We start from the raw sequence: 15,506 nt of genomic DNA, 5'->3' as shown, positions 1-15,506 counted from the left end.
CTCCCTCACCTTAGATCTCACAACTCAATACCTTCTCCATACTGATCCTTCTATCCTCCTCTTTCCTTTTATATTCACTCAAAAGATCATCAACACATCATCCTTCAATACTATCATCTTCCCTAATTTTCTCTCCTTTAACTATCATCTTCACCTCTTCTACAGTAAGAGTTTCGTACTTCAACAGTGCTTTTGCTATTAGCTCAAGTTCACCTATATGCTTTATAAGAATATTCTGAGCTACTATTCTACCACCTTCTATAATAGTTCTTACCTCTTCATCTGTAATTTTTGACATCTCTTCAGAACAATTACGATAGTACGAATCTTGCTCTTGTACTTTTACGTGCCCTACCCTTTCACTCATACCAAAATCTATTACCATTCTCTTTGCAATTTTCGTTACCATAGCAATATCTCCGCTAGCTCCAGTAGTAATTTGATTTTCTCCAAATATCAGTCTTTCTGCTTCTCTTCCACCCATACCCACAGCTATATCAGCAAGCATTTTTTCTTTCGTTTCTAAGTATTTATCATGCTCTGGTAATCTTGCTGTTGACCCTAAAGAATATCCTCGCGGCATTATAGTAACTTTATATAAAGCATCAGACGCAGGAGAATGGAGAGCAACAATACTATGTCCTGCCTCATGATATGCCGTTACACGTCTTTCATGCTCTGTCATCCCTATAGATTTTCTTTCTGGCCCCATCATCACCTTATCACGAGCATACTCTATACAGTACATTTCCACTTTAGTCTTACCACACCTCACAGTATAAAGTATTGCTTCATTAATCAAATTACTAAGATCAGCTCCCGTAAAGCCAGGAGTACTTCTTGCTAAAGCCTTTATATCAACATCATTTGCAATAGGAACATTCTGCATATGTATTTTCAGTATCTGCTCTCTTCCTCTTATATCAGGTGCGCTAACTACAACTTGCCTATCAAATCTTCCAGGACGTAAAAGAGCTTGATCTAATACGTCGGCTCTATTTGTTGCAGCTAAAACTATTACAGTAGGTGCAGAAGGTACGTTACCAAACCCATCCATTTCTACCAATAACTGATTAAGAGTTTGCTCTCTTTCATCGTTTCCACCACCATGTCCGCTACCTCTTTTTCTTCCTACTGCATCTATCTCATCAATAAAAAGCAGACAAGGTGCTTTCTCTTTAGCTTGTTTAAACATATCTCGCACTCTACCTGCACCGATACCAACAAACATCTCTACAAAATCTGAACCAGAAACATTAAAAAACGGAACAGAAGCTTCACCAGCAACAGCCTTAGCTAATAACGTCTTTCCGGTACCTGGAGACCCTACTAATAAGCAACCTCTCGGTATTCTTGCTCCTAATGCCTTAAATTTTTCAGCATTTTTAAGGAATAATACAATCTCTTCCAACTCTGCTTTTGCTTCATCCACACCAGCAACATCCGCAAACGTCACCTTATGACCATCAGTCACAAGTTGAGCTCGAGATTTGGAAAAATTCATAACTTTCCCACCCCCCTGAATCATTTTCATATAGTAACTCCACATTCCAAGTAAAAGTAACCCCGGCACCCATGACAAAAGCACTCCTAAAAATCCACCTAAAGGAGTTTCCAATGGGGTAAATAGAATTTTTATACCTTTTTCAAGGAGAACATTCACAAGTGTCATTCCTATATACAGCTCTGGCACTAAAGTACTCACCAAAGTACCAGAATTATCGCTTGCTTCTACTAAATTACCACGAATCGTTACAGTTTTTAGATGATTTTTATTCAGAAGCTCCATGAAGTCAGAAAAGCCAATCTTTCTAACATTTACCATATCATCAACAAAAATACCGTAGAGTGCTACTAGCATACCAACAATAAGGCACCACATTAAAAGGCTTTTTCTCTTTTTAAGATCGAACATTGCGTAAGTTACTGTTATCTAGGAAAAAATATAGTGCAAAATTCGCTATACGCAATACTGATCGCATCAGCATATCCGCAGTACGGTTCTTTATTCACTTTCTAAACAAGTAATAACTTAAGATCTGATTAGTATTTTTTCATTTTTTCTGCTATCAAAGTGGTTTAATGATCAGTATCACCTTATGATGCTTAATAAATTACAGCCATTTCGTAATAAATATTACGTAGTAGTAGCAATACTTTTTGTATTAGTTTTGTGGATGCTCTCTGGCGTATTCACTTCAAACCATGATAAACAAGCTAAACAGTCACAACATAACTACTTTAAAATTGAGAAATTTACTCCTCGCCAACATACTTCTACTCTAAAAGCTTTTGGCATATTAGAAGCGAGTGATAAAATTTTACTTACCTCAATAGCAGGTGGAAGAGTATTGGAAGTATTCGTACAGTCTGGAACTTATTTAAAAAAGGGAGATGTCATACTGAAAGTTGAAGATAAAAGTGCTAAGGAGAGATTAGCTAGAGCTAATATTGCTCTGGAAAAAGCACAATTAATGCATAACTCCATATCACAACTATATAACAATGGAAGTGCATCGAAGTTCGAAATGGCCGATGCTACAGAAAAGTTAGAGCTAGCTACAGCTGAACTCAAAGATGCAAAAGAAATATTAAATGATACATTTGTGAAAGCACCATTCAATGGCTTTGTAGACTTTATAAGCGTTGAAAAAAATGATGTTATAGGATACGGCACAAATGGAAGTAGGGTAGTTGGAGAATTTTATAAAGTAGGAGCGTTTAAAGCTAAAGTATATCTTTCTCAAACAGAAGTAGCTCAAGTTTCTTATAATACTCCAGTCACCGTCTCTATGATAAACGGCAGTGGGAAAGATATAACATTAAACGGCACCGTTACTTTTATTAGCAAGGTAGCTGCGAAAGATACAAAAGCATTTCTTACCGAAATCACCATCAATGACAATAAAAATAGCTTGATGAATAATATCGATGCAACGGTGACATTTAGCCTAGTTTTTGACAACTGCATTTTGGTACCAAAATCAGCTCTTTCTATAGATAGCTCGGGTAACTTTATCTTAAAATCCGTGGAAGATAATAAGGTAAAATCACTTATAGTAAAAGCAATTTTTGAAAAAGATGATTATATAGGAATATTACATCAAAGTGCATTAAATATAATCACTGTCGGTGCTCAGTATCTTACTGAGAATAGCACTATAAGCGAAAAAACCAAATAATAGAGGTAGATGTAATTTTTTCAAAAATCTTTTAGATTATCTTTCGGTCTGATATTTTTCATCCAATCGCTTCTCACTTTTACATGTAGCTGCAATTCTACTCTCTTATCTAAAATTCCTTCTATCTGTTTCGTAACTCTCTCTCTCAAAGATTTTATCATTTTTCCATCTCTTCCTATGAGAATCATTTTATGAGATTCTTTAGCTGTAATGATATTTTGTAATACTTGCACTTTATAATTTTCAAGTTCTCTCCACGCTACAGTTTCTACCATACATGAATAAGGAACTTCTTGGTGGACAGAAAAATATATCTGCTCTCTTGTAATTTCCTCAGCTAAAATTTTCTCAGATACATTCGTATATACTAAATCATCAAAACAACGATAAGTTGGCATACTATAAGATGCACAAATGTCTAAAATATCATTATAACGACCTGATGTAACGGAAGTCATTATACACTTTATATTATATTTTTCTGACAATTCTTGGAGACACTTTGCTACCGTATCACGCATTTCATACGGTATCAGGTCATATTTAGACAGTAGTAGTAATTTTTGTTTCTTCGAACAATCAATAATTTTCTTCTTTATAGTCACAATACTAGGCAATTTCTCTATCAAGGAAATGATACTAATTAACTCTTTTTCAATAACAGAGTAAACTTCATCTTTTGTCGTTTTATTGTACAAACACTCTGCTGAAATCATAATCATCACAACATTACACCAAGAAAGAGCTTGAATTGCCTGCACGAGTAAATACTCACGCAACTGATATTTAGATACCTCAAAAATACCTGGCATATCAGCAAATAACATCGTAGTACTACCATACTTCATCATTCCTACTACATTATCTCTTGTAGTTTGTGGTTTATGTGTAGCTATAGCTAATTTTTGTCCTAAAACAGCATTCAAAAGCGTCGATTTTCCAGCATTCGGTGCTCCACATATACCAATTTTCACGCTCATATATGGTGCAGTAGTACTATTCGTCATAAATTATAATAACATTTTCCGTACATCGTATTACATTCGAGCAAGTTAGTAAAAGCCCCTAGCATAAATTCATAAGAAGAATAAAAAAATCATAGAAAAATCTATGAGAAATTAATGCAATCTTGAGATTGATAGAACGTATGTATATGATTATATTATATCTTACGATGCTACGCTCATTTGCTAAACTTCAGAAGCGTTAAGTGCATCACCTGCATAATACTAATTATATTATTAGCTTGCCCGAGCATTACTAGCGCTCGTCACCAAGATCAGTGCTATTATCAAAATGATGTAAATGCGAGCAATACTGTAACAATACATTCTAATCCTAAAGAATTACTCTCAACAACCCCACAAATACAACAGGTTGCATCGTGGGTTGATACTAGCCTAATATCAATAGGCGGGACAAAAGCTGGCACCTTTACTATCACTGGTAGCATACGTGGCTCATGGGGTCCATTAGGAAGTGCATCAATTGCATGCAATTTAGCAGATTGTAACTCTGGCAGTGCAGGTATTGGTAGCAATGAAGTACAATCTATGTGCTTAACTAAAGATACACAAAATATTAAATATAACGGTCAAAACGTACACATTACACGCACAACTTATCCATGTATCTTATCAAATGGTGTAGGACTATATATGCTCATAACAAATGAGACAGATAATGCGCTCTCAGCAAACTATTCCCCTCAACAGATAATCAACTCAGATAATAACGTAACTCAGATCACATCGAATGCACTTAACCCAAATCAAAATATTTTATCTTCAGCACTTCCAACTAATGGAGAATATTTTATTCCAACGTGGCATATTGGAGATTATGTCACTACATCTTCAGATAAAAACGCACAGTTTACAATCAAGAATGCAACAAAATGTAAAATGCTTCCTAATTCATGGTCATGCATTACTGAAAGCATCCCATCTGGAAGAATATATCTAAAGATTATAGATAGTTATTACGGTGATAATTATGGCTCTTATACGATCACTTTTAACACGGGAGTTTTTCAGGTTGGATTTTTATTCCGTGCAATACAAATATTCGACACAATTCTCGATAACAGTAGCAAATTAATCGCTACGTATGTATCGAAAACATTACAGCCTATTTTTATGCTCATCCTCACCTTCTACATTATATGGTATGGAATAGCATTCTTAACTGGAGTACTAGAAGTAAAAATTCATGATATGGTGATGAGAATGATAAAGCTATGCACTGTAAGTTTATTATTCACACCTCAAGGCCTTCTTACAGTAGAGAGATATCTAATAGATCCATTCTGGACTCTAGGTAGTGCAATTTCTGACATCATCCTAATGTCAGTAGTATTTAATGCAACAACTGGAGATGTACCAACTCTTTCAACCGCAGCTGAAACGGTAATGAGCAAATTATGGTATATAGCAATATATGACTCAATTCTTAATATTTTATATTCTTCACCAATTAATGCTAAGATTTGGGGGATCTTATTTAGTTTAAAATTTTACTACATAATTCTGTTATATGCTTTAACGATAGTTCTCACGTTTTCTATATTTAAGGCATTTCTGTATTCCCTAGATGCAATGATAAGATTTTATCTTATAAAAACAGTATTTCCGCTATTTATGGTAATTAGCATCATTCCGACATTGGAAGATTTTTTGATGACACTTTTTAAGCAACTTACAGTAGTAGCAATAACACTAATATTAATAGCATTATCCTCGGCTTTAATGATAGTAATGCTAGATACATCATTTAAATCACTCTATAATTACACGGTTTGCTGGCGTCCTATTATTAATCTGCCAGTATTAGATCTACTGAAATTCTTTATGACATCCCCTTATGCTGAAGCAAAAGAAGCATTAAAATTTGATGTATATATGTATACTATCGTAACAGCAGTTCTATTTTATGAATTATTTGATAAGTTAGGTGACTTAATAAATGGTCTCTCTAATGTTACTAGTAGTATAGATGAAACAGCTCAACATACAAATGCACAATTCACGAACCTGCGGAACAAAGTGCAGAACAAAATGAAAAAACTAATCTTTGGAGAAAATGATTCAACAAAAAAACAACAAGATAAAGATTCAAAAGATAATAAATCAAAAGTCTCACGAGATGATGTTTCTGATAATTCTAGTGGAGAAGATTCTAAACAAGAGCTTAATACTCAAAAATCTGATTCATCGCAAAAAAGACAAGAATCAAGCTCACAATCTAAAAATGGTGAAATATCTCCACAAAAAGACAGTAAATTTCATTCTAATAATCTAGAGCGCACTCCAGAAATTCCAGAACATGATTATTTTGATGATGCAGTAGAAGATAGTAGCTTAGAATACGGTGATATAAAGCTTACGGAAGACTTAAAACGTGATAGCAAAGAGCTCAGCGTAGAAGAAAAGCTTACTCAGTTACAAGAACAACTTAAAAATTCTAGTAGTAAAAAATCTAAGCATGTAAACAGAGATGGAGAAGGTAGCGGAAGTGAGGAAGATGGAGAATTCGCAGACAGGGAAAGTAATGCATTTCATGAACAAGGAAATTCAAAAGATAATGCAGCAATTAATAGAGATGATGGAAGTGTTCAAAACAGTAATGAAGATGAAGATAATACAAATAGAGAGAATTAACCTTCTAAAGAAAAATCAGTCATCAATGAATATATTATTTATAATGAAATGTTATTTAATTTTTCATATTAAATTATAGAATCTCTTCAATTAAGAAATTTTTAACCAACACCCTCTAAAATAAAATTACAAATACTTATTACTTAATTCACAAACTGCTATTGCGTAATCTTTTATAAAGTGATTAGACTTATAACATAGTGCGATATCTATACTCGTAAATATGTCTTCTATGAACATACTTCGTCCTAAAAATACCAACTACGATAATAAAACATTTGAGCTCTTAAGTGAGTTTGATGTTGCAAAAGATGCTGTCGATGACTACATCCCTTCTCTTAATGAGGAATACATGTCTGAGAAACATCTACAATTCTTCAAAAGTGCAATATCAAACTGGAGAGAAAGGCTACTACGTACATTAGAAAATGCAAAAGGATACTTAGCAGAATGTGCAATTAGTAAAAGCGAAGAAATGGATGACGCTGTTGAAGAGGCAAACATACATATAAAAGTAAGAGAAACAGAAAGATTGCGGAAGTTAATTGAACGCATAGATAGCACATTACGCCTCATAGAGGATAAAAAATACGGATTTTGTGAAGAAACAGGAGAACCGATAGGAATTATGAGATTACTTGCTAGACCAACCGCACGCAAATGCTTGATTGCTCAAGAGATACATGAGAATTTTGAAAAACGTCATAACAAACAAATCTTTCAAGAACACGCTTCTCTGGAACAAGCAGATTAATTATAGCAGTTAGTTACTTATACTAAGGTTTCTTATAGTAATCAGACCAAACTAATGTGGTATAATTTCAACTATACATGGTATTTTATTTTGAAAGAATAGAAAAGAAACCTAAAGCAATCACAGCTTTGATGCTTTAACCCCTCTCGAAGGAGTATATATAGAAAAAATCGAAAAATGCATATCGTTAAGAATACGAAAGAAATAATTAAAATCTAAAAAGTGTTTTAAAAAATAGTCGTCTATTGGATGATTATTCAATTGATGAAATTTTTTTCTCACTCTACATCTTACATATTATAGCTTGTGACTTATCATCAACTCCTAAAAGTAGTACTTTTAACGAAACACAATTTTTTCAGCAGTAAAAACTACGCTTCAAGGAAACAGAAAAAACATCAACTTATTGATCTTATGAGGTATCTTAGATACCATTAAATGGTACCGTGTAACTTCATACTGCATGTTCTGTAAAAAATTAGAAGCAATAAATGTTTAGATGTGCATCATACTGCGTTGGAGCAGGATGCGATCTGTTCGCATTTTCTGAAGTCTTCACTAGCATTGAAACACCAGTTAGAGTTTGCAGTTCTGACGCTATCCATGTTACAAATTCATCAAAAACTCAGAAGGAAATATTCGTTTTTTCGTATGGATGTGTTATATTTTGGAATTATTCAGAAGAAGAGGAAGCTCTTTTCCTAAAAAATCTAGTTGAATACGTAGATACCCCTCTCGAGAACTATCTTTCGGATTTATGTTATTATGTCGTGTTGGAGGATGGTCCAACAAATATAGATATGGCAAGCGATGTAATACAAATTTCTAAGAAGAATGACGACAATCCATACACTAAACTAGCCCTTTCATATGGGTTATCTCAGTCCGTAAAGTTAAGAGTATTCGAAATCTCTGTCTTTTCTTTAATAGAAGAGAATAAGAAAATTCCATTAGAATTAGTAAAAAGAGGTTATATTAAAATGCCTAGAAGAGAACTTGCTAAAAAAATAGGAATGCTGTTCATGGAGAGAAGTGCAATCAATCTAAGTAATGATGTGCTCGATATTCCTGGATTTTTCTGGAAAAATCCAAAGTATGAAAATGTGTACGATGCTTCTCGCAAATTTATGGATATCCAACAAAGGAGTGATAACTTGAATAGAAGACTTGCGATAATATACGAACTATATGAGATATTACGAGATGAGGTGAACCACTCACACTCTCTGAGGTTAGAAATGATAATAATATTTCTAATATTCGTAGAAATGGTATTATCAATGATCGAAATAGTATCCAAGTTCTTTTGAGTTAGAAAAGTCATGAAATAAGCACTGCAATAGTCATGTTTGAAAAGAATGATAAATGTAGAAAGGTCAAAATCGATATAATAAACAAAACAAAATTACGCATTCGCACTTTATTTTGGTAAATTTCTGTGATACAAGCAATTCGCATTTCTCAACTTTCTTAGTCGATAATGAAGCGCTTTCGCTGTACCATAAGCGCTATTATCTTTTTTTGTTCATTCCTTATTCATGGTTGTACATCCGATGTAAGGAATTACTCTACGAAAAATCCAGTACAGCTTTATAATACAGCTCTAGAAAAAAAGGATAGTAATCCTAGTGTTGCGCTTGAAAACATTACAGAAATAGAAATGTATTATCCTATCTCGCCGGAAGCAGAAAAAGCACGTCTCTTGAAAATATACATCTTGTACCAAGAAGGGCGTTTCGATGAGTCTATAGATGCAAAAGATGACTTTCAAATTCGATATCCTACGAGTGAATATATCGCTTACTCTTACTATATGAGTGGCATAAATTATTATACTCAAATCGTAGACATTGGAAGAGATCAGTACATCACATATAAAGCTAAGGAAGAGCTTGAGTCAGTAGCACGCAACTTCCCTAATACGGATTATGGACTCGATGCTTTAAGGAAAGTTCGCTACTGCGAACATATATTAGCGGCAAAAGAAATGGAAATAGGTCGTTTTTACGAGAAAAAAGGTGATTATCTATCTGCTTCTAACAGATATAAAAAAATATTAGAAGGTAAATATGATAGCTCATTGATGCAAGAAGCAATGTATAGAATGGCTGTTTCATGGTATGGTATGGGTATTCCACATGTCGCAAATGTTTACTATTTAGCTGCAAAAAAGAGCTATCCTGATTCAGTATGGATTAGTAGAATATATCAAATACTGTTCCAATAACGCTATAAAGATAGGTATATCCGCATTATAATGGATGCGAATATCATACTATCAAATCTGTCCAGCACTCCTCCGTGTCCTGGTATTACATTACCACTATCTTTTACCATAAAGTGCCTTTTTAAGACTGATTCTAGTAGATCTCCACAATGAGATGCTATACTCAATATCAAGATGAGTACTATATTGCTAAAACATGATGCAGCACTGTCATAAATGTTATATTTTTGCATCATCTCCATCAATGGACATATAACTACAACTGTAATTATAATACTTAAAAATAAACCTTCATAAGTTTTAGTAGGACTAATATAACTGGGGAGACACCTCTTTCCAAACAACTTCCCACTAATATAAGCACTGGTATCTGTAGTCCATACAATTGCAAATAATAATACTACAAGCCACTGACCATTCTCCATTTTCCTCATATACAACATACTATCTATAAAGCATAAAACATACGCAATACCTAAAAGCATCCACTCCAATAGTTTTAATCTTCTACGTATGCCAGTAAAGATTTTTGCGTGATGATACGAAACCATCTTTTGAAACTCTATTATCATCATTATTCCAACAACCATTAAATACAGCATAAATGCATGTTCACTAGCAAAATTTACACATAATGATGCTATCACTATAAAACAGCTAGAAAAGCAACGTACTATAAAATTATTCTTTAAAAAATAATCACTTATTTTATTCATTTTTTTCTTAAAACATTAAAAAAATTCTTCAACAAAATACTACTTTCTTCAGCAAAAAGTCCAGAATACACCAATGGCTTATGATTTGTAGTGCTGTTATCAAAAATACGTACTCCATTATTTATAGCACCACCTTTAACGTCATCAGCAGCATAATAGATACTTTTTATTCTACTCAATGATAGTGCTTTTGCACACATAGCACATGGCTCTAATGTAACATAAATGACGTGATGATCAAGAAAACCCATATTAACAGAATCCGACGCTTCTGATATCACAATCATTTCAGCATGCGCAATTCTGTTACATTTTTGTATTGTAAGATTATGAGCTGTTGCAACAATAGTATCACTTTTTACATTTACAATTACTGCTCCTACGGGTATTTCCCCTAAATTTGCACCTTTTCGAGCTATATCTAAGGCTACATGCATGTAAAAGTAGTGCTTACTATTATAATCATTCATAAGAAATATAAATAACTTTTTGCTCTAGTCATAGCGACATATAGAAGCTTGTTAGACTCTATATCATCAAATAGCTCCTGATAATCCATGCTTTCATAAAAAGATTTCTTTAAGATAGAGAGTTTCAACATAATCTCTCTATTACTATTAATAATTATTCTTTTTCGACTTTTAGTAGAAAACGGATAATCTGCTATTATGACATGAGATGCCTCCATCCCTTTTGCACTATGAATTGTACTAAATACAATTCCAACATCTTTTTCGGAGCGGCTGCTCTCTTTCAGCTTTTTATACAATACTTCGGAAAATTCATCCCATTGCAAACATAACTCCGCAATTGAAGTTTGCACTATATTAAGTTCGAGGCCTTCAAGTAATTTTTCTACAATAAAAACAGATGAATCACCTATCGAAGATAAGAACTTATAAAATAATATGAGAAAAAAACGAAATTCACCCCACATACCAAGAGAACAACATTGTTGTAAGAAAATCATAAATTTCTCATTACCTCTCTTCCTTTGCAACACTTCCCATAGCGAAAAAGAATTCTCTTTTTTACTATCTATATCAATTTGAATTTCTTCTATACCAATGATACTCGATACAGCACAAATGAAACCAACATCATCATGTGGATTATACATGAATTCTAGTAAATATCTTATCTGCGTCAAAACTTTTTCGTACTCACCATGTGAATTATGATGCACTTTTAATCCCTTATCGGTAACCATTTTCACCATTTTTTCATATCCTGTTTTTGCCGTCCGAAATAATACTAACACATCAGATAACTCAGAAATTTTAATATCAGACAACTCAGAAATTTTAGATAATACTTGCATCAATTTTTCTTCACTACTGTCATTATCACTTTCTATAACTTCTACACCATTTTCCGAGTTATCAAGGCTATTAAAACACATTTCCTTGTATGATTTGCTATTTCTAAAAAAATATATCGCACCATCTGAGTGTTCATATGCGATTGAATCAGACCATTTATCAAATTTATCTCTGAATACATGATTTACAAAATTCACAATAGTCCTATTAGCTCTATAATTAGTATTCATCTCTTCAAATGTAAAAAACTTGTTGCAATCCCGAAAATGATTACTAAGTTTCTCAAATTCTTCATAAAAAGAAGAAGCCTCTGTATTATGGAAATTAAATATTCCTTGCTTCATATCTCCAACAATAAATATACTCTTGCCAGTATCATCAAATGCAAATTCATTTATAATAGAGCGTAAAGACTCCCATTGTAGTAAATCCAAATCTTGCGCTTCATCAATCAGTATATGTTCGATTTTTGAGTATAATGAGTATTTATTAGCATCATCTCCTAATCTAAGATAGGCTGTTTTCATGATATCATTATAATTACATACGCGTTCTGTACGCTTGAGAAAGAAATATCCAATATGAGATACTATGGAAAAAAGCATTACACTATAAAAAATCCTAATGTATCTTAATTTATCTATGATTATGCTCAATCGTGCTATCTTCTCCTTTTCTCTATCAAAAATTTCATTAGATAGTACACACTTAGAAAATTTATTCTTTTTTCTGAGTTCCTTTTTATCAGTAAAAAAACACTTCATATAGTCATTAAAACGTACTATTTTATCTTTTCTACTTAATCGCATCCATTCTATAAATTCTCTGTGTTCTATATCTGATTTAGGAAGTTCATTCATATCTTTGAGCAATCCAAAATTATCTTTTTCAAATGAGATGATATAATTTTCTAAATGCTTTTCTATAAAACTAGTACAACTTTCCACTAAACAACAATTTCCTAATATATAATTTTCGAAATTTTCCTTATTGTACTCATCTATAAGATGATTAATGCAAGTCTTACTATTATCAATTACCTCTCTTTTTACGATATTAAATAATTCTTCACTATTTAATTCATCCAGCATTCGGTCTATGTCGCTGGAGATCGTAAACATTTTTATATGTCCTTCCCATAATGTACAGCTATCGTATTCCTTATTATGCCACCATACCTTTATAAATTCGTACATCAATTCACTACAACTTTCTGAAAGATCAAAATTAAACTCCAATGATAAAACTTTTAGTGCACTACGTAATGATTCAGTTAGTGAATTACAGATATGAGCATGCAATAAACTTCGTATTAGAGTAAGGAAAACTTTTCTAAAAATCGCTTCATCATTTTTTTCATTGATCACTCTATTCATCATTCCCGAGGCAGAATAAAAATAACTATGAATAGTTTTTATAAAAACTACTTCCTCTAACCTCGAATGTAACTCATTAAATATTTGAACATCTTGCTCATCTTTCCATGCCTTTCCAATATAGTTAACATATACTCCAAAAGATTTTTCTAAAGTAAAGCTTTTTATAATTTTCTTTAATCTAAATAATATTTCATCTACCGCAGTATTAGTGTGAGTAATACATACAATTTTAGAATAATTTGGAGAAGAAAGTATCTTTGATACAGGAATACGTGAAAGGAGCTGTAGCATACGTCCTATTACTCTTGTTGTTTTACCACTACCTGCTGAAGCAGAAATAAAACAGAATTGTGAAAAATCTTTCTTCTGATTCATAAAAAAAACGCCAAATTACCCCTAAAACAACCTCTTTTCAATTTTTTTACTGAAAAATTCTATCAATAACACTAAAGTATAGTAGTACAAACCAGCTACCACTAAAGGCTCAAAATACGAAAATTCCTCAGCTCCTATGATCTGGGCTCGCCTCATTATCTCCATTCCACCAAGAGTTGCTATCAATGCAGTTTCTTTAAGCAAGGTAATGATTTCATTAGTTAGCGCAGGAAATATATTTCTCAAAACCTGCGGTAATATTATATCTCTCCACATAAATGATACTGGTATTTGTAAAGCAGCTGATGCTTCAAATTGACCACTCGGAATACTATTGATACCAGATCTCACTATCTCTGCTATATATGCTGCACTATTAATACCAAGAGTAATAAATCCAGCACTCTCCGCTTCCATAGAAAAACCGGTAACTTGTGGAATAACAAAATACATAAAACTCAACTGTAATATCATTGGTGAACCACGCACAAATGATACAAAAATATCTATGCTACGAGAAAAAATTCCGTTAAATCTGAGAATTGCGAGTAATGTACCTAAAAATAAGCCTATCGTAAAACTCACAAATAGTAGTTTTAAAGTTAGTAAAATCCCTGCTCCTATAAACAGTATTTTAGGCAAAAATTCATCTTGCATTGCATTGCTATGTAGTAAGAGAGCTAACATCGTATAAGTAGTGTAAAAAACTAAAATTGACTAGTATTTTCCTTGTCTTTATTTGATTTTTAGACGCAAATTAAATAGAATCTCAGTAGCGAAAATTATGTTCGCTATGTGTATAACTCTTTATGTATTACTGTGGCAATAAAAATCTTAGTCAGAAGAACAGATGATAAAACTTGTGATGTTACCAGCGCTCTTGCTGAATTATCACGCCGTATGTATAAGGAAAGAATACTAGAGACGGTGAAAATGAAGAGATTTAGAGAAAAGCCATCTCAAGCTAAAAGGAGAGCAATGTTAGATGCTGCAAGAATGACAAAGAGAATAGCTAGGCTCAGAATGGCACAGAAGAAGTAAACGACATTAATGCTCGTTTATAAATATGGCTGGATAGCAAAGTGGTAATGCAGCGGATTGCAAATCCGCTATACGTCAGTTCGATTCTGACTCCGGCCTCTTTTAGAAGATCCAATGATACAATTTTTATTCTTTACTATCTTTTTCACTGAAATTGTGATTTTACCTCACTCTTTTGCTAGTACAATTGAGGATAGTAGTTTTAGACATAGCTATTGCAACTCTAACGATCACATCACTGCTAATTATAATTTATTAAATATTCCATTTACAACTGTAGATACAGAACCACTTTCTCTCGCTCACTTATACCAAAAAAAAGTAGTAATTGCTTTCTGGACTCAATGGGATATAGAAGCATTTGGTCTCTTGAAAGCTATGCATGTAATGGAAAAATATACTTCAATTAAAGGAAATAGCGAATTATTCCTTATTGCAATTGCAATAGATACACCATCCACAGATGTAATTGATGAAATATTTAAGAAAAATGGTATCACTCTACAACACTCCTTTATTGATACTTCTTTAGTGTTTTCAAATGCAATACCATCAATAATGACTCGTACAAATGTCATGTTATTTACGGAAGGAAAATATTGCATTTTGACAGAACAAGAAAGAACTGCATTTTCACATCAAGAACCAGAGGATAATGAATTAATGATAGCCAAGTACTTCTTAGCTTTAATCGAAAAACCGAACACATCAAACAAAGATGATTTTGTTTTTCATGTAAAGAACGAAAGTGTAACGCAGCCAACTCAACATAACGATAAAGACACTAATATAGTGATATACTCTTCGCACTCTAAAGATATACCGAAATTAATACAATAACTCTAATCTAC

At 32.9% G+C, this 15,506-nt stretch carries 13 protein-coding genes and 1 tRNA gene; 8 read left to right on the top strand and 6 right to left on the bottom strand.

Features of this window, described 5'->3' with window-relative positions:
* Positions 1-97: 97 nt before the first annotated feature.
* Positions 98-1,915, bottom strand: a complete 1,818-nt coding sequence (ftsH, locus tag Fokcrypt_RS03580) for an ATP-dependent zinc metalloprotease FtsH (RefSeq protein WP_323722162.1) — start codon at positions 1,913-1,915, stop codon at positions 98-100.
* 184 nt (positions 1,916-2,099) lie between these two features.
* On the opposite strand from ftsH, the gene Fokcrypt_RS03575 reads away from it, so the two are divergent.
* A complete protein-coding gene (locus tag Fokcrypt_RS03575) occupies positions 2,100-3,182 on the top strand; it encodes an efflux RND transporter periplasmic adaptor subunit (protein WP_323722161.1) in 1,083 nt (360 codons plus the stop codon).
* 20 nt (positions 3,183-3,202) lie between these two features.
* Here Fokcrypt_RS03575 and era read toward each other — a convergent pair whose 3' ends face one another.
* Positions 3,203-4,189: a GTPase Era gene (gene era / locus Fokcrypt_RS03570; RefSeq protein ID WP_323722160.1), complete on the bottom strand. Its 987-nt coding sequence runs from the start codon at positions 4,187-4,189 to the stop codon at positions 3,203-3,205.
* 180 nt (positions 4,190-4,369) lie between these two features.
* Between era and Fokcrypt_RS03565 the strand changes: the two genes are divergently transcribed.
* The 4 genes from Fokcrypt_RS03565 to Fokcrypt_RS03550 all read left to right on the top strand — a co-directional run bounded on the left by Fokcrypt_RS03565 (position 4,370) and on the right by Fokcrypt_RS03550 (position 9,822).
* Positions 4,370-6,841: a hypothetical protein gene (locus Fokcrypt_RS03565; protein WP_323722159.1), complete on the top strand. Its 2,472-nt coding sequence runs from the start codon at positions 4,370-4,372 to the stop codon at positions 6,839-6,841.
* Between the two features lie 223 nt (positions 6,842-7,064).
* On the top strand, positions 7,065-7,595 hold the full coding sequence (locus tag Fokcrypt_RS03560) for a TraR/DksA family transcriptional regulator (protein ID WP_323722158.1): 531 nt from the start codon (positions 7,065-7,067) through the stop codon (positions 7,593-7,595).
* A 491-nt stretch (positions 7,596-8,086) separates the two neighbouring features.
* Positions 8,087-8,905 carry an RMD1 family protein gene (locus Fokcrypt_RS03555; protein WP_323722157.1) on the top strand — a complete coding sequence of 273 codons (819 nt, stop codon included), beginning with the start codon at positions 8,087-8,089 and terminating at the stop codon, positions 8,903-8,905.
* Between the two features lie 170 nt (positions 8,906-9,075).
* Positions 9,076-9,822, top strand: a complete 747-nt coding sequence (locus tag Fokcrypt_RS03550; RefSeq protein ID WP_323722156.1) for an outer membrane protein assembly factor BamD — start codon at positions 9,076-9,078, stop codon at positions 9,820-9,822.
* Between the two features lie 2 nt (positions 9,823-9,824).
* On the opposite strand, the gene Fokcrypt_RS03545 is transcribed toward Fokcrypt_RS03550, so the two are convergent.
* The 4 genes from Fokcrypt_RS03545 to Fokcrypt_RS03530 are packed head-to-tail and all read right to left on the bottom strand — an operon-like array spanning position 9,825 to position 14,301.
* Entirely contained in the window at positions 9,825-10,538 is a 714-nt protein-coding gene (locus tag Fokcrypt_RS03545; protein ID WP_323722155.1) for a phosphatidate cytidylyltransferase, read from the bottom strand.
* Positions 10,535-11,008 (bottom strand): nucleoside deaminase, encoded by a 474-nt coding sequence (locus tag Fokcrypt_RS03540; protein WP_323722154.1) that lies wholly within the window; start codon positions 11,006-11,008, stop codon positions 10,535-10,537. Before Fokcrypt_RS03540 ends, Fokcrypt_RS03545 begins: the two co-directional genes overlap by 4 nt.
* Positions 11,005-13,614: a UvrD-helicase domain-containing protein gene (locus Fokcrypt_RS03535; protein WP_323722153.1), complete on the bottom strand. Its 2,610-nt coding sequence runs from the start codon at positions 13,612-13,614 to the stop codon at positions 11,005-11,007. The genes Fokcrypt_RS03540 and Fokcrypt_RS03535 overlap by 4 nt, the downstream gene beginning before the upstream one ends.
* Positions 13,615-13,635: 21 nt before the next feature.
* On the bottom strand, positions 13,636-14,301 hold the full coding sequence (locus Fokcrypt_RS03530) for an amino acid ABC transporter permease (RefSeq protein WP_323722152.1): 666 nt from the start codon (positions 14,299-14,301) through the stop codon (positions 13,636-13,638).
* 108 nt (positions 14,302-14,409) lie between these two features.
* Here Fokcrypt_RS03530 and Fokcrypt_RS03525 point away from each other — a divergent pair, with 108 nt between their 5' ends.
* The 3 genes from Fokcrypt_RS03525 to Fokcrypt_RS03515 all read left to right on the top strand — a co-directional run bounded on the left by Fokcrypt_RS03525 (position 14,410) and on the right by Fokcrypt_RS03515 (position 15,495).
* Positions 14,410-14,655, top strand: coding sequence for a hypothetical protein (locus Fokcrypt_RS03525; protein ID WP_323722151.1), 246 nt, complete (start codon positions 14,410-14,412; stop codon positions 14,653-14,655).
* A gap of 27 nt (positions 14,656-14,682) precedes the next feature.
* A tRNA-Cys gene (locus Fokcrypt_RS03520) sits at positions 14,683-14,754 on the top strand.
* Between the two features lie 15 nt (positions 14,755-14,769).
* Complete coding sequence (locus tag Fokcrypt_RS03515; protein WP_323722150.1) at positions 14,770-15,495, top strand: thioredoxin domain-containing protein; 726 nt, start codon at positions 14,770-14,772, stop codon at positions 15,493-15,495.
* Positions 15,496-15,506 lie beyond the last annotated feature (11 nt).

It is taken from the genome of Candidatus Fokinia cryptica (assembly GCF_034359305.1).
Lineage (GTDB): Bacteria > Pseudomonadota > Alphaproteobacteria > Rickettsiales > Midichloriaceae > Fokinia > Fokinia crypta.
This window is presented reverse-complemented; position numbering and strand designations above follow the sequence as displayed.

Bases quoted from the DNA above. Each gene is read 5' to 3' on its own strand.
- Fokcrypt_RS03530 (WP_323722152.1), bottom strand. From the start codon at position 14,301: ATGTTAGCTCTCTTACTACATAGCAATGCAATGCAAGATGAATTTTTG.
- Fokcrypt_RS03540 (WP_323722154.1), bottom strand. From the start codon at position 11,008: ATGAATGATTATAATAGTAAGCACTACTTTTACATGCATGTAGCCTTA.
- Fokcrypt_RS03555 (WP_323722157.1), top strand. From the start codon at position 8,087: ATGTTTAGATGTGCATCATACTGCGTTGGAGCAGGATGCGATCTGTTC.
- Fokcrypt_RS03560 (WP_323722158.1), top strand. From the start codon at position 7,065: ATGTCTTCTATGAACATACTTCGTCCTAAAAATACCAACTACGATAAT.
- Fokcrypt_RS03535 (WP_323722153.1), bottom strand. From the start codon at position 13,614: ATGAATCAGAAGAAAGATTTTTCACAATTCTGTTTTATTTCTGCTTCA.
- Fokcrypt_RS03550 (WP_323722156.1), top strand. From the start codon at position 9,076: ATGAAGCGCTTTCGCTGTACCATAAGCGCTATTATCTTTTTTTGTTCA.
- ftsH (WP_323722162.1), bottom strand. From the start codon at position 1,915: ATGTTCGATCTTAAAAAGAGAAAAAGCCTTTTAATGTGGTGCCTTATT.
- Fokcrypt_RS03515 (WP_323722150.1), top strand. From the start codon at position 14,770: ATGATACAATTTTTATTCTTTACTATCTTTTTCACTGAAATTGTGATT.
- Fokcrypt_RS03575 (WP_323722161.1), top strand. From the start codon at position 2,100: ATGATGCTTAATAAATTACAGCCATTTCGTAATAAATATTACGTAGTA.
- Fokcrypt_RS03545 (WP_323722155.1), bottom strand. From the start codon at position 10,538: ATGAATAAAATAAGTGATTATTTTTTAAAGAATAATTTTATAGTACGT.
- era (WP_323722160.1), bottom strand. From the start codon at position 4,189: ATGACGAATAGTACTACTGCACCATATATGAGCGTGAAAATTGGTATA.